We start from the raw sequence: 15,410 nt of genomic DNA on the forward strand, positions 1-15,410 counted from the left end.
GCAAGTTTTAGATGAAGCCAAGCTGCGTATCGATGCTATTGCGACCTTTCCAGATAACATCGAAAAACCCAATATTTACCAAATAAAGCCAGAAAACAATGTCATTTGGGTGTCGGTCTATGGCGACATGACCTTGCATGACATGAAAGAAATGGCGAAGAGTATTCGCGACGACATTACCGATTTACCCGCGGTCACTCGAGCAAAAGTTACTGGTGTTCGTGACTACGAAATAGGCATTGAACTGTCTGAAGACAAATTACGTGAATATGGTATTACGTTTACCCAAGTCGCTTTAGCAGTACAAAACTCATCGATTGATTTACCCGGTGGCTCTATTCGTGCCCAAGACGGTGACATCTTACTACGTACAAAAGGCCAAGCTTATACTGCAGATGACTTTGCTCAAATTGTAGTAGAAACCCGTGCTGATGGCAGCCGGATTATGTTACCGCAAGTGGCCACCATTAATGATGATTTTGAAGAACGTTTAGAGTACACCCGCTTTAACGGCAAACCTGCTGCCGTGATTGAAATTACCAGTATCGACGATCAAAATGCGTTAGATATTTCTTCGCAAATTAAAGCTTATGTTGCCGAACGTAAAAAGAGCTTACCAAGTAATATTCAACTTGATACCTGGGGTGATTTAACTCACTACCTGCAAGGCCGTTTAAACATGATGTTGTCGAACATGTTTTATGGCGCCCTGCTGGTATTTATTATTTTGGCTTTGTTCTTAGATCTTAAACTCGCTTTTTGGGTCATGATGGGCTTACCGGTGTGCTTTTTGGGCACCATGCTACTGATGCCACTTGAGCCGTTTAACATGTCGATTAACATGCTGACCTTATTCGCGTTTATTCTGGTGCTGGGGATCGTCGTCGACGATGCCATTGTCATCGGCGAAAGTGCCTATACCGAGTTAGAGGAAAACGGACACTCGTTGGATAACGTGGTAAAAGGAGTACAAAAAGTAGCAATGCCAGCCACTTTTGGGGTTCTCACTACCATTGCAGCCTTTATCCCGATGATTATGGTCTCAGGACCCATGGCCATTATTTGGAAATCCATCGGTATGGTGGTGATTTTGTGTTTAGCGTTTTCGCTGATTGAATCAAAACTGATTCTACCCGCGCATTTAGCTCACATGAAAATCAAAAAACGCAGAGCACCGACTCATTTTTTATCACGGTTTAAATTTTCCCTCAACGAATGGTTACAGCATTTCATTCATAACGTCTATCGTCACTTTTTAGAGCGTTGCATTAAACAACGTTACAGCGTAGTGGCAGTGTTTATTGGGGTACTGATTTTGTCGATTGCGTTAGTGCAAAGTGGCAAAGTGCGTTGGGTTTTCTTTCCTGATATCCCATCCGATTTTATTCAAGTACAACTTGAAATGGAAGAAGGCAGCTCTGAACAAAACACCTTAAAAGTGCTACAACAAGTCGAAGATGCGTTGTACAAGATGAACGCCAAACTTGAAGAACAATATGGTTACCCAATGGTGAAACACAGCTACATTGAGCTTAGCTCACGCAGTAGTGCGTTTGTGTTTACCGAACTGACCAAAGGCGAAGACCGCGAAGTAGACGGCGTCGCAATTGCAGAAGAATGGCGTAAACAGCTACCCGAGTTATTGTCAGTTAAAAAGCTTAACATCAATGCCAGTACCAACGATGCTGGCGGCGACTTATCATTCCGCTTAACGGCAACCGACTTAGACCAGCTATCTGAAGCGGCCAAAGTACTTAAAGCAAAACTAGCCACTTACGAAGGCGTGTATGATATTACCGATAACTTCTCATCCGGTTCACACGAAATACGACTAAACATTCGCCCAGAAGCAGAAGCACAAGGACTAACACTGTCTGATTTAGCTCGCCAAGTCCGTTACGGCTTTTATGGTTATGAAGCCCAACGTATTTTACGTAATAAAGAAGAAGTGAAAGTTATGGTGCGTTACCCATTAGAGCAACGCCGTACTGTGGGTGATCTTGAAAACATGCTTATCCGCACTCCGTCAGGCGCGGCGGTACCATTCTCAACAGTAGCAGATATTGAATTAGGCGAGTCATATGCGTCTATTACTCGTGTCGATGGCCGACGAGCTATCACCATTACGGCTAATGTGAATAAAAACAATGTTGAACCATCAAAAGTGATCGCTGAAATTCAGGAAGATTTTTTACCTGAATTAACCGCACGATTCCCTAAAGTGGCTTCAGCATTGGATGGCGGCAGCTTGGATGAACAAAATGCCATGCTAGGGTTAGCGCAAGGCTTCTTTTTTGCCATGTTTACTATTTATGCCTTAATGGCTATTCCATTAAAATCGTACACTCAACCGCTCATTATCATGTCTGTGATCCCGTTCGGCATAATTGGCGCCTTGTTTGGTCATTACATTCTTGGCTTATCAATGAGCGTATTAAGCTTATGCGGTATTGTGGCGTTAGCTGGGGTAGTGGTAAACGACTCGCTTATTTTAGTCGATTTTGTTAACCGAGCTCGTGAAGAAGGTAAGTCGCTAATGCAATCGGCTATCGACTCTGGTTGTTATCGCTTTAGAGCAATTATCTCAACCTCGCTAACCACCTTTGTTGGCTTGGTGCCGATTATTATGGAGAAAAGCTTACAAGCTAAAATTGTCATCCCAATGGCAACATCGTTAGCTTTCGGTATTTTGTTCTCTACCGTAGTAACGTTAATTTTAGTGCCGATTTTGTACATTATTCTTGATGATATAAAACGCCTATTAAGACGATTTTATATTTGGTGGTGGCAACCTAAACCTGCTGAAAGTGAGTTCAGCTCTGACGAGCACCATTAATCAAATTAATCCCGATTGTTAACAAAAAAACAGAGCTAACCCAGCTCTGTTTTTTTTGCAGTAAAATCTGCGAGCTGAGCAACATAGTCACTATTAAAATTCAGCTAAAATGACCGCTATAATCTCCATGAAAGAAAGCCTGACATGACCGACACAACGTTACCAATGCCAACCTCACCTATACCAACGTTAGTTTACGATATCGGCAAGCACCGTTATCTCAATATTACTGCTAGGTGCACCTTAAGATGCCAGTTTTGCCCCAAACATAATGGCTCCAAACAAGTGCATGATTATGACTTATCACTCACTAAACGCATTACCGCTGATGACGTTTTACCCTTGCTAGGCAATGTACATGAGGTTGAAGAATATGTTTTTTGCGGCTTTGGTGAACCGACTTTAAACCTTGACTGCTTACTGCAAGTTGCTCATGCAATAAAAGCGCAAGGCGGCAAAGTGCGATTAAACACTGACGGCCTCGGTAACCACTTTCATAGAAGGAATATTTTGCCAGAGCTCAGTCAATGTATAGACAGTTTGTCTATTTCGCTTAACGCCGATACACCAGAAAGCTATCAACAACATTGCCGCCCTAAGCTTGCCAATTCGTATACTGCATTGCTGGATTTTATTAAGCTTGCACCGAGTTATATCTCCCAAGTTCAAGTGAGTGCCATTAACGGACTCGCTAATGTCAACATTGACCGCTGCCGTGATATAGCAGAACGAAATGGCGTAGTATTTAAACAGCGGGAACTTGATAACATTGGTTAAACAAATAGCACCTAATCGCAGCTAGACGTTTTCGCGAATGCCGGCTTCATGCTAGTATTGCCACCAAGAGAATGCTAAAAAAGTGGCACCATGTCTAAACACACAGCTGTGAGTTCTTCAAACTCGTTATTAATTTCTTCACAGGCGACTCATTGGTCGCAACAGCACATTCTTTCGCTGTTAAGCCAATTGATTATTTTATTAATTGCGGTGTTTATTGTCACTAACATGGTGGTCAATTTAGGCGAGCGTCGCCTACAAGAAGATTGGGCAGATCAGCGCTATAGTGAGTTACAAACTGTCGCGTCATTAGCCTATGACAAAGTGTCATTTTTACAGTTTAGAACCCAAATCATCGCCAAAGGTGAGTTACTGAGACAATACCTGCAAAACCCATCAGAAAAGCTGCAATTAAAAACCATCGAAAACTGGGATTCATTAACTGACAATATTCCAGAACTGCTTGGGCTGGCATTGTTTAACCCTCAAGGGCAACTCCAATTTGCCACTACCGGTAGTTTCAATAACATGCAACTCCCCGCTGCATTATTAGGCTCGGGCAGAAATATGGGCGGCAACGACATTTACACTTCACCAATGGCATTTACGCCGATTGATGGCATCTTAGAACCCTATTTTTATCAGTTATCATGGATTGAAAATCCAGACCAAAGTATTAAAGGCTATTTGGTCACTTACAATTCGATCGTTAAATTACTTGAAACAATAAAACCGGCTTTTTTTAATCAAAATTCACCATTGCTCATGCTAGATACTCAAGGGTTCCTCTATGCAGGAGCCAACCAACCTGCACCACTAGACAATATGCCCGATGCACTAGGCGCAAGTTTAAAGCAATCTTACCCAGAATTGTGGCGAGTGATGGCCATGAATAACTTTGGCCAATTTCACAGCCATGATTCCACTTTCGTGTATTTAAAAGTCGAGTTAACCAGTCAATACGAAACCAAAAGAGAATACTTTCTATTGTCTTATATTCGTCATGACGACATTGCTGCTCGATATGCACAATGGCGAATAGTGATCATTATCGCAGGATGTTTAATCGCTCTGCTCGCCAGTTTACTGATAATACTAAGGCATAGATTTGTACTTGAGCGACGCGCAAAGCAAAATAGCGTTCAATTGAGTAACGGTTTGTTTAACAGCGAATTGAGCTGTTTAATCGTTAACGATAGCGGTCGAATCCAGAGCATAAATGCCAAAGCTGCTGCTGCACTATCTTTACCAGCTGACGTTCTTAAAGACCGCAGCTTGCAACGAGTATTGCATCTTGATGATGAACGCTTTAATCACATTAAAGAGGCGTTAACCCATCATAAACAATGGCATGGTGAGATCAGTTTAGAGACGCTAAATAGTAGTATGCTACAAACACATATTCGCAGTAAAAAGTGCCCTAACAGTAATGAACATTATTGGTTAGTCACATTTGAAGACATTACCGCATTGTTTGAAAGTCAACGCCAAGCCTATCTCTATCAATTAATGAGTAGCGGAGCGGTTGCTATGGCACTCACCGATGCCAGTGGATTAATAATAAAATGTAATAACCAATTTGATCACCTGATGTCTTTACACGGAGACACCAATATTTCGATCACCGAACTACTCGGCGATGAGCTGAAAAATCAATGGCAAAATATAACTGCACAAATTAGCCTACAGGGAGAGTGGACTGCGCAAGTTATGCCATTTAACCATAGTCGTTATGACCATTGTTTAAAAACGACGCTAGCAGGCCAATTGACATTTGAAGGTGATATTGAATACCTTATTTGCACATTTGAAGAGACCACACCGGCAGTGTCGACCCAAAGTAACAGTAACGTCATTGGCCATAGAAGCGCCATAGTGCTTCGTTTAAATGAGCTTGAAAATTACTTTTTCAAGCTCAGCGAACTCACTAAAGAACACTCAAGCTTACTGGTAATGGATATTAACCCAGAAGGAATTTTCAGTAATATGGGTAATATGAGCCAGCTTGAAAAGCGTCAAAAGGACATTGAACTGCAATTATTGATTGAGTTACCGCTTAATTATCAAATAGCACAATGGCAACTCGGAAAGCTTGTCATCTTGCTGACCGAAACAAATGCAAACTCTGCACATCAATATGCGATTAATATGCTTCAAAGTCTTGAAGAAAAGAATTTAGGTGAAGGGATTAACATTGGTATCGCCAGCTACTTGCAGCCACAAAGTTTAGATACATACCTAGCTAACGCTGAAATAGCATTAAAAAGAGCTAAACAATCTGTTGACCAGAACATTTGCCAAGCCTTTACGCGCCCCACGAACAATCAAAGTAATCATTAAACTAACAACCGCCGGTGAAATTGATCGATAAAATCACCTGACGCAGTATTGTGTAACGTCAGGTGATATTCAATTGGAACCGTTGTTTAATGACAGGATAACTCCCATCCATTAGCGACTCGATGAGCACTTAAATACGAGTATTGCGTTCAATCGAACCTTAAGCGTGTGGTTTCGGATGACTAACCACTTCAGGAAGGATCTCATCAGATTCTAGCCTGAAAGGCTGAACATTATCAGGCAGTTTACTTTCGGTAATTTCAACAATGCTTGAACGATTCATGGTCACTTTAAAGCGAGCATATTCAGGTTGTTGCTTTCCGTCACGTAACACCGCAACCAAATTGACTTGATAACGACGCTCAACAGATTCATTGCTAATATTGCCTTCACTTTCTGAGTATATTTTAGCTTTTCCGCGCTCTAAATGGCGTGCAAAAGGCACTAAACTGAAATTCACTTGTTCTTGTATCTGTGAATAATCTGCCTCAAAGGGCTTATTGGTTACCTTAGTTGCAATACGATAATGCAGTACTTCCGAGTCCACTTTATTCTGGCTGTGGCGTTGCCTCATAATATCTGAAACCGCTTTAGGAATATCTTGGCTGCGCATAAATTCAAGCCAAACTAACTGCTTGGCCACCACTGTTTGAGTGGTGGTATCACGTAAAATACGGCTCCACCTTGGACGACCGCGTTGGATAAGGCGCCACATCGCATTACGAAAATCCTCTTTAAAGATTTCCCTGAAACCATAAATGACTGCTAACGTCAGTAGCAAGGTCAAGGTTAATCCATTAAAGAAACCTTGCGCTTTTATAATCAACGCTGATACCACTAGCATTACCAGCCCAGTGGCGACGCCAGTAACAAACTTCTTTAGCCCTACCCCAAGCGGTTTTAATTCTTCTTTTAATACTACGCCTTGTTGAATGAGTCGACGCAATAGCAACATCTTATTAGAAATACGGTTGGCGTCTTGCTGGGTTTGCATAGAGTTATATTTACATACTTGCTCGCGGTAGTGATTTTCGTTACGACATAAGTTAAGTACTTTTTCTTTAACATCACTATAGTCAGCACTTCTAGGACTACGTGCTAATGTCTTTAATAACTGCTGTTCACAAAACCAAGACAAGTAGTTATCTGCATGCTCAAAATAAGATTTCCACTTAGGATCATTTGGTTCATTGCGACGAAACTTTTTCAATAGTTGCGTAACCACATCACAAAGTTCATCTAAAGCAGGATAAAACTCATTGAGATCAAGTTTTTGGTGTAGCTCTTTTACGTCAGTTTCAATGGCAACAGCAAATTGATAAGCGAATAAATTAAGGTATAAACGAAACTCTTCTAAGGTTCGTTTATTTAAACTGACGAAACGGGACTGAACTAATGGTAAATGCAGCCCTTTAGAATAATAAGAGCGACGTCCAAGAATACTACTGTGATAATAATCCTCTTCATCTAAGGTATGCGAACCAATGCCCATTTCTGTTGGCAAATAAAAATACAGATCAAATACCCGCTGATCACCAGGGCCCATTTGATGACTGAACTTAATTGATAACGCTTCTTCTTGTTTTACTTTAACTTTTGCCACTATATATTTCACACACCTTTTAAAATTGATACTGAACTACTATACCGCAAAGGGAATATTAAGCTAAAAGTTAATTTATTCAATCAAAATTAGTCTGAAGTATTTGCGGATAGTAACTGACAGGACCAGGTGTTATTACTTGGAAGGAATTTTAACGTTGCTTTGGTCAATGTCTGATCTAGGTCAATCACTTGAATCTGCTGAGATACACTAAAACCATCCTTAAAGTCAGGGGTAGTTATGCCATATTCGTTACGTAAATATGGATGTAGTCGACTGTTTTCTTGCCAACTGATAGGTTGTAGTGTTAATTCTAGATGATAAGTAAATGAGCCCATATCAACACGCTTGACCTTACCTAATAGATTAGCAATTTCAGTAACATCTGTTGAGGAATCAAGTTTATAAGTCAATTGAGCTTGATGATGATCAATGTCTAACATTAACCATAAATTGCTTTTATCAACCGTTAATAACGATTCTCCTTGTTGACTAAAATAGCCATCAGCATGGCAATTGAAATACCAAACATTATGGGTATTTGCAATACGATTCAGAACACTAATAGCAATAAATATGATAAGCAGAAAACTTAATACAAAAAAAAGCTTACCGCGTTTTGACCGCAGTAATCGGTGCATTTTAATGTGTATTAATCTAGCCACAAATGTGTACCTTTTGTAGCCATTGTTGGGTGATAAATGGCGTACTCATATCATCGATACTGACTTTAACGCTATTAACTAATGGTGTCGTTTCACTCGCGTCGGTCAATGTGAAACTCATATAATCTTGATTGGCAGACAGAGCAACGTGAATTGAATCCCAGCGAATATTATGACAAAGACGTAATTGCGATGATAAGCAGTCCGCATGTAATATGGCATCTTGCTGATTATTATTGCCAAATACAAATAGCTGAACAATATGCCCATCAGGGGTCAACACTTGACGCAATACATCGGCCTGGGCAAACTCCGGAGGGTTTAGTTTAGAGTAAACAAATAACAATACACCTAATAGAATTACAATAATAAACAGATACTGACCTAAAGATAATAGCCGCTCAGGTAGTTCCAATATTTTGGTACGCTTAGCAGTAGCTGTGGTATATAAAATCACCCCCTGTTCAGGTACATATTCAATAAGATTGGTATGGCGCAGACACATGTAATTGATAATTTTGCTAATAATATCGAGTAGTTCAGCATGGGATAATTGGTGAGGACAGTCGCCTGAAATAGCCACAGTTTCAAGCATAGATAAGGGAACAACTTGACCACGATGTTGGACTAACTGGCTCAAAACCCAATACTCGTGATCATTTAAATGCCACTGAGTTGCCGTGGTCTGATCGACCAACAAACGTCGTGTATTGTCGAACCAACAACATCCTATTTGCATCGCACTGTCTCAGTGTATCGACCGATACAAAAAGTATACTCTCAAAGTGAGAGTTGCATGGTTGTTAAGTCGGCTATCCTGTGGATAATATTGCATATTCGTGAACTAGTTCGCGAATATGGTGATTATTTGCGCAAGGTATAATTGCATGATAATGAATGTAGAAATCGCTAATTTATATCATTGTTGATTCGACCGTATTTGGAATGAGAAAGATTAAAGCAAGGTAAATACAGGCCTAATAAGGAGTGCAGTTAATCAAGCAGGCAATAGTAGAAATGGAGTCATCAATAGCGAACATTTTAAAGATAGAATCAACTCAATCAGTGATGAATAACGGTTGGAGGGATATTTTCAAGCGAGTTAATGCCGCGATTGAATAAGGTTACGGATTAAAAGTGGCTCATCAGCAAGTGTTTCTGGTATACCAGTAAGATAATATTACGGCTAACGGTCCATAAAAAAAGCTGGCAAAGCCAGCTTTCTGTTACTTACACTCAAGTTAACTTAAGGCTATTAACTTAAAATGCGTAAAGTAATGTCATGTTTGTTTCAGTGTCAGTACTTTCTTTGTCATCAAGCGGTTCACTGTTATAACGAACAATAACGGCAAATTTCATCGCTAGAGCACCAACGATATTTGCAGTTAATGACGTTTCAGAACGTGCATCTAATTTACTACCCCAATCGGCAACAAATTTCTGCTGGAACTTAGATGAATCACTGATCTTGGTTTGGAAATCAATCACCGCGTGAGCAACAACGCTGTCGTCGCTATCATAACCTTCTGCTAGTGCTGATTCTTCATCAAGTTGCTGATAAATATAACCAGGACCCGCCTCTGCTTTTAAAGACATTCTGTCGGTGTCAATAAAACGGTGACCATAACCAGCTGAAGTCGTTGAAGTGAAATCGTAACCCGTGAATGGATCAACTTCATAGTTAGTGTTAGCAAACAAATAGCTCACATCATTAATTTGATAGTCGCCTTGCACACCAAGGAAATAACGCTTTGCAGTCACTTCTTCTGTGTCTTCTTTGTATAATCCTTCAAACACATACTCGTTTTCCCAGTCACCTAATTCTTGTTTCAACGCTAGGCGCGCTTTAAACGAAGAAGTATCGGTATTACCTGTGGTTAAAGTCGCACCTAATTCTGCTTCACCAGCAAGAGTGGCATCACCTTCAACAAACTCACTTCCAGCATGTGCTGCAAATGGCATGGTTATTGTAATTGCTGCAGTAAGTAGCAGTTTTTTCATGTCATTTCGTCCTTTATTTACGATTTACAAAATCTAATGGGGGCATGCGCTTAAAATTCCCACGCATACTAACACTTTGATCGCAGAATTGAAAAATAGTCATCCCCTTAAGCGCTAAGCTACAAGGCTCTTAGATTGCCAACGGCCACTGCGCCAACGCCACAACATCGCCAACCCTCTAACCCATTCATCAAGCGCTAAAGCGGCCCAAATGCCCTGCAAACCAAACTCTAAGTGGATCCCGAGATAATAAGCACCAGGCACCGAAATACAACACATTGAGAATAAGCCCATAAAAAATGGGAACTTGGCATCTCCACTAGCTCTTAGTGCATTAATCACCACTAAGTTAAAGGTTCTACCGGGTTCCATAACTAACGTGAGCACAAATAATTGCCCCACAAGGACAATAATGTCCTGTTCATCCGTAAACAGACCGACAAGATTAGGTCCCCATATTGCAACGAATAAAGCCACAATACTGGTCACAATCAAACCCAACTTTAATGCGCGATACATTTGGTGCTCTGCGGCTTTTAATTGCTTAGCCCCCACCATATGGCCAATAATAATTTCGTTACCAATGCCTATCGACAGGCCAAACAATAAGATAAACATACAAATCTGAAAATATAATGACTGCGCCGCTAAGGCCTTATCACCCATTAAGCCAACAAATGAAGTGACTACCATAAATTGCAGCATCCATGAGACGTTTTCACCCGCTGCAGGCAAGCCAATGTGAAACACTTTTTTCAGCATGGCTTTATCTGGACGCAAAATACTCGGAATATGTAATGGTATTTTGGTATAGCGTACAAACAACACCATCATAATGCTCACACCCACTAGTCGCCCGACAACAGTACTAATAGCGACACCTGCTACACCCATTTGTGGCAAACCAAACCAACCATAGAGTAATAATAAGTTGCCGATAAAGGTGATCACATTCATCGATAATGTTACCCACATGGCTTGCTGGGTAAAACCATGAGCACGCATTCCCGCCGCTAAGCACATGGCCATTGCTTCAGGAATTAAACATAAACCGACAATTTGTAAGTACAATTTACCATCGGCCATAAGCTCGGCTGGTAAGTTCATTAAATTCAACATCATGGTTGAGCCGGTTAAAATACCTACCGCTGCGACCAAGCCAACTAAGAAATTGAATCCGATAGATGAATACACCACGGCACTGGCTGCAGTTTTATTATTGGCGCCTAAATACTGGGTAATGACAACACTAGCGCCAATACTAACGAAACTAAATAACGTAATCGCTAGCTCAAACACCATGTTACCTACAGACAACGCCGCCACTCCCTGATACGACACATGACTTATCATAAAGGTATTAATTGCTGCTGTTAAAAAGTGCAAAGCAAAGTCGACGAACAATGGCCAGGTCAATGAAAATAAGGATAAGGGAGTATTTGGCTTAACAAGCATATGAGTAATTCAACTATTAAGATGGCTAACAGAATAAGGTTATATCAGTAAGCGATGATGTTTAGGGGCAATTTTTTGAGGCGAGGATGATGCTCGATAGCGTTTAAAAAAACAACGCTTTTCGTTATTTATTGAAAAAAAATCAGCTCATTCAAAAAATGAGCTGATTTGTTATTCTAGCGTAAACAGGTTTACATGATTTTAGGGTCAAGTTCACCAGATTGATAAGCTTTATACATTGCTTGCAGTGACTTAGGCTTAATTTTAGAGCCCATACCCGCACAACCAAATGCTTCATAACGAGTCGTACAAATGTCAGCCATCGCTTCCATTGATGCTTTCAAGAATTTACGAGGGTCAAACTCTGCAGGATGTTCAGCTAAGAATTTACGCACTGCACCTGTTGACGCTAAACGTAAATCGGTATCAATGTTCACTTTACGCACACCGTGCTTAATACCTTCAACGATTTCTTCTAATGGTACGCCGTAAGTTTCTGGAATTTCACCACCATACTGGTTGATGATTTTCAGCCACTCTTGCGGTACAGAAGATGAACCGTGCATGACTAAATGCGTGTTAGGGATACGCGCATGAATTTCTTTAATACGGTCTATACGTAATACATCACCAGTAGGCTTACGACTAAACTTATAAGCACCATGGCTAGTACCAATCGCAATGGCCAATGCATCAACATGAGTATCGGCAACAAAACGCGCTGCTTCTTCTGGAGTTGTTAGCATTTGGTCCATGCTCAAAATGCCTTCAGCACCCACACCATCTTCTTCGCCTGCTTGGCCAGTTTCTAAACTGCCTAAACAACCAATTTCACCTTCAACTGACACACCACATGCATGAGCAAAAGCCACAGTACGACGAGTCACATCAACGTTGTACTCGTATGACGCTGGTGTTTTACCATCGGCCATTAACGAGCCATCCATCATTACTGATGACATACCTAACTGAATTGAACGCTGACAAATGTCAGGATCAGTACCGTGATCTTGATGAATACATACCGGAATATCCGGATACTGCTCAAGTGCAGCAGCCATTAGATATTTTAAAAATTGTGGGCGAGCATATTTACGCGCACCAGCAGATGCTTGCACAATCACAGGGCTGTCAGTCGCTTCAGCCGCTTGCATAATTGCACGCATTTGTTCAAGGTTGTTCACGTTAAATGCAGGGACGCCATAACCATGCTCAGCAGCATGATCAAGCAGTTGTCGTAGAGAGATAAGAGCCATTTTGTTCTCCATTAATAGGGTGATTACTCACCTAGGTCGCTATCGTTTGGACGGATTTTACACTCTGGCACAACCTACATCCTGTAGGTTATGACAGAGCATTTTTTTATAATAATTATTATTAGGTTTTGCGGTACAAATACTTGATGTGTGATCTAAGCGCCACGCTTTTCAAGCATTGCTACAGCAGGTAATTCTTTACCTTCTAAAAACTCAAGGAAAGCACCACCGCCGGTTGAAATATAAGACACTTTGTCAGCAATATTGTACTTATCAACTGCCGCTAGAGTGTCACCACCACCAGCAATAGAAAACGCTTTAGAATTAGCAATGGCTTGGGCAATTCGCTTAGTGCCTTCGCCGAATTGATCAAACTCAAACACGCCGACTGGGCCATTCCAGACGATGGTTCCAGCTTGTTCAATAATTTTAGCCAGTGCTTCTGCACTGTCTGGGCCGATATCAAAAATCATATCGCTGTCGGTCACGTCCGCAACTGACTTTAATGTTGCGGCTGCAGTTGGGCTAAACTCGCTTGCTACAACAACATCTGTTGGTACTGGAATATCACCACCACGGCTTCTAGCATTTGCCACAAGACGCTTTGCTTCTTCAACTAAATCAGCTTCATACAATGATTTACCGACTTTATAGCCCGCAGCTGCGATAAAGGTATTGGCAATACCGCCACCCACAACAAGTTGGTCAACCTTAGTTGATAGGCTTTCAAGCACGGTTAATTTTGTCGACACTTTAGAACCACCAACTATCGCTACCATTGGACGAGCAGGGTTATCAAGCGCTTTGCCTAATGCATCTAATTCTTGTGATAATAATGGGCCAGCACAGGCAATAGGAGCATAAACACCCACACCATGAGTAGATGCCTGAGCACGATGAGCCGTACCAAATGCATCCATTACATAAACATCACATAATGCAGCCATCTTTTTAGACAGTGCTTCATCGTTTTTACCTTCGCCAACATTAAAGCGAACGTTTTCAAATACGACGACTTCGCCAACATTCACATCAACGCCATCAAGATAATCACTCACTAAGCGCACTGGGCAATCTAACGCTTTAGCTAAATAATCGACTACCGGCTGCATTGAATATTCAGCGTTAAACTCGCCTTCTGTTGGACGGCCTAAATGAGACATCACCATTACGGCGGCGCCTTTTTTCAATGCGAGTTGAATTGTTGGTAATGATGCACGTAAACGAGCATCACTTGTTACAACACCGTCGCTGACAGGTACGTTTAAATCTTCACGAATAAGCACGCGCTTATTTTGTAGATCTAAATCTGTCATGTTAATAATTGCCATAATTAGCAGTTCCTTTTTAAGTTAATACAAAGTCTTGCTGCGCAACGGGCTTAACCCATTGCGACATAATCTATTGATATTACCGATCTAACTTTGCTTGAATCATCGCTAAGCTAGTATCAAGCATACGGTTGGCAAAACCCCATTCGTTGTCGCACCATAATAATAATTTGACCAAGTGGCCGGCACTGACACGCGTTTGGGTTCCGTCTACAATACTCGAACGTGGATCGTGGTTAAAATCACACGATACCAGAGGCTCGTCAGTATAACCTAAAATACCATTAAAACTGCCGTTTGACGCACGTTGCAGCACACTGTTAATTTGCTCAATATTGACTTTTTTCTCTAACGTGACTGACAGGTCGATCGCGGTCACATTTATGGTTGGCACTCGAACAGAAATCGCCTCAAACTTGTCTTTCATGTGCGGCAAAATACGCTCAATGCCTCGCGCTAATTTTGTGTCTACCGGAATAATAGATTGGCCCGCGGCGCGAGTTCGGCGTAAATCATCATGATAAGCATCGATCACTTGTTGATCGTTCATCGCCGAGTGAATGGTGGTAATGGCGCCACTCTTAACTTCAAAATGCTTATCCAATACGTCGATAACCGGGACAATACAATTGGTAGTGCAAGATGCATTAGAAATAACGGTATGTTCTGCGCGCAACAAATCATGATTCACACCATATACAATGGTCTCATCAACATCTGCTGAAGAAGGATGGCTAATCAGCACTTGCTTAGCACCTGCATGAATGTGTGCTTCGCAAGCTTGACGATCAATTAAGCTGCCGGTGGCCTCATAAACAATATCGATATCAAGCTCTGCCCAAGGCAATAAATTAGCATCAGGTTGATTGAGTAACAAAATGCTGTCATCGCCGATAAGCAACTGATCACCATTTAGCTTAACGGTATGCTTGAAACGACCATGAGTCGTGTCGTATTGGGTTAAATGACAAATGGCTTCTGGCTTTGCCAACTCATTGATCGCCACAATTTGGATTTGTTGACGTTTTCCAGATTCGTACAATGCACGAAGTATTGAGCGGCCAATCCGGCCATAACCATTAATTGCAACTCGAATCATTTAGGGTCCAGAGTAATTAACCGAAGCACTTGTTATTTAATCAATTA

The 15,410-nt window shown here is 41.3% G+C and carries 11 protein-coding genes; 3 read left to right on the plus strand and 8 right to left on the minus strand.

Going from position 1 to position 15,410, the window contains the following annotated elements:
• From CXF78_RS04000 to CXF78_RS04010, 3 genes are all read left to right on the plus strand, one after another.
• A partial coding sequence (locus CXF78_RS04000; RefSeq protein ID WP_102036041.1) for an efflux RND transporter permease subunit occupies positions 1-2,836 on the plus strand: 2,836 nt, incomplete at its 5' end.
• A gap of 144 nt (positions 2,837-2,980) precedes the next feature.
• A complete protein-coding gene (locus tag CXF78_RS04005; protein ID WP_102036042.1) occupies positions 2,981-3,613 on the plus strand; it encodes a TatD family nuclease-associated radical SAM protein in 633 nt (210 codons plus the stop codon).
• Between the two features lie 90 nt (positions 3,614-3,703).
• Positions 3,704-5,953 (plus strand): PAS domain-containing protein, encoded by a 2,250-nt coding sequence (locus CXF78_RS04010; protein WP_102036043.1) that lies wholly within the window; start codon positions 3,704-3,706, stop codon positions 5,951-5,953.
• Positions 5,954-6,113: 160 nt separating this feature from the next.
• Here CXF78_RS04010 and CXF78_RS04015 read toward each other — a convergent pair whose 3' ends face one another.
• From CXF78_RS04015 to epd, 8 genes are all read right to left on the minus strand, one after another.
• Positions 6,114-7,556 carry a hypothetical protein gene (locus tag CXF78_RS04015; protein WP_011636142.1) on the minus strand — a complete coding sequence of 481 codons (1,443 nt, stop codon included), beginning with the start codon at positions 7,554-7,556 and terminating at the stop codon, positions 6,114-6,116.
• 89 nt (positions 7,557-7,645) lie between these two features.
• Positions 7,646-8,221: a hypothetical protein gene (locus CXF78_RS04020; RefSeq protein ID WP_041412763.1), complete on the minus strand. Its 576-nt coding sequence runs from the start codon at positions 8,219-8,221 to the stop codon at positions 7,646-7,648.
• The gene (locus tag CXF78_RS04025) at positions 8,214-8,918 is read right to left on the minus strand and encodes a hypothetical protein (RefSeq protein WP_145991370.1); all 705 of its coding nucleotides are present in this window, start codon (positions 8,916-8,918) and stop codon (positions 8,214-8,216) included. The genes CXF78_RS04020 and CXF78_RS04025 overlap by 8 nt, the downstream gene beginning before the upstream one ends.
• 563 nt (positions 8,919-9,481) lie before the next feature.
• Positions 9,482-10,222 (minus strand): DUF481 domain-containing protein, encoded by a 741-nt coding sequence (locus CXF78_RS04030; RefSeq protein ID WP_102036045.1) that lies wholly within the window; start codon positions 10,220-10,222, stop codon positions 9,482-9,484.
• A 114-nt stretch (positions 10,223-10,336) separates the two neighbouring features.
• Positions 10,337-11,677, minus strand: a complete 1,341-nt coding sequence (locus tag CXF78_RS04035) for an MATE family efflux transporter (RefSeq protein ID WP_102036046.1) — start codon at positions 11,675-11,677, stop codon at positions 10,337-10,339.
• Positions 11,678-11,868: 191 nt separating this feature from the next.
• Positions 11,869-12,933 carry a class II fructose-bisphosphate aldolase gene (gene fba / locus CXF78_RS04040; protein WP_011636137.1) on the minus strand — a complete coding sequence of 355 codons (1,065 nt, stop codon included), beginning with the start codon at positions 12,931-12,933 and terminating at the stop codon, positions 11,869-11,871.
• A gap of 155 nt (positions 12,934-13,088) precedes the next feature.
• Positions 13,089-14,264 (minus strand): phosphoglycerate kinase, encoded by a 1,176-nt coding sequence (locus CXF78_RS04045; RefSeq protein ID WP_011636136.1) that lies wholly within the window; start codon positions 14,262-14,264, stop codon positions 13,089-13,091.
• A 79-nt stretch (positions 14,265-14,343) separates the two neighbouring features.
• A complete protein-coding gene (gene epd, locus CXF78_RS04050; protein WP_011636135.1) occupies positions 14,344-15,363 on the minus strand; it encodes an erythrose-4-phosphate dehydrogenase in 1,020 nt (339 codons plus the stop codon).
• Positions 15,364-15,410: the final 47 nt, after the last annotated feature.

The sequence above is a fragment of the Shewanella sp. 11B5 genome (genome assembly GCF_002836795.1).
GTDB lineage: Bacteria > Pseudomonadota > Gammaproteobacteria > Enterobacterales > Shewanellaceae > Shewanella > Shewanella frigidimarina.

Excerpts from the sequence above, each read along its gene's own strand:
- fba (WP_011636137.1), bottom strand. The coding sequence starts at position 12,933 with ATGGCTCTTATCTCTCTACGACAACTGCTTGATCATGCTGCTGAGCAT.
- CXF78_RS04035 (WP_102036046.1), bottom strand. The coding sequence starts at position 11,677 with ATGCTTGTTAAGCCAAATACTCCCTTATCCTTATTTTCATTGACCTGG.
- CXF78_RS04010 (WP_102036043.1), top strand. The coding sequence starts at position 3,704 with ATGTCTAAACACACAGCTGTGAGTTCTTCAAACTCGTTATTAATTTCT.
- CXF78_RS04045 (WP_011636136.1), bottom strand. The coding sequence starts at position 14,264 with ATGGCAATTATTAACATGACAGATTTAGATCTACAAAATAAGCGCGTG.
- CXF78_RS04005 (WP_102036042.1), top strand. The coding sequence starts at position 2,981 with ATGACCGACACAACGTTACCAATGCCAACCTCACCTATACCAACGTTA.
- epd (WP_011636135.1), bottom strand. The coding sequence starts at position 15,363 with ATGATTCGAGTTGCAATTAATGGTTATGGCCGGATTGGCCGCTCAATA.
- CXF78_RS04030 (WP_102036045.1), bottom strand. The coding sequence starts at position 10,222 with ATGAAAAAACTGCTACTTACTGCAGCAATTACAATAACCATGCCATTT.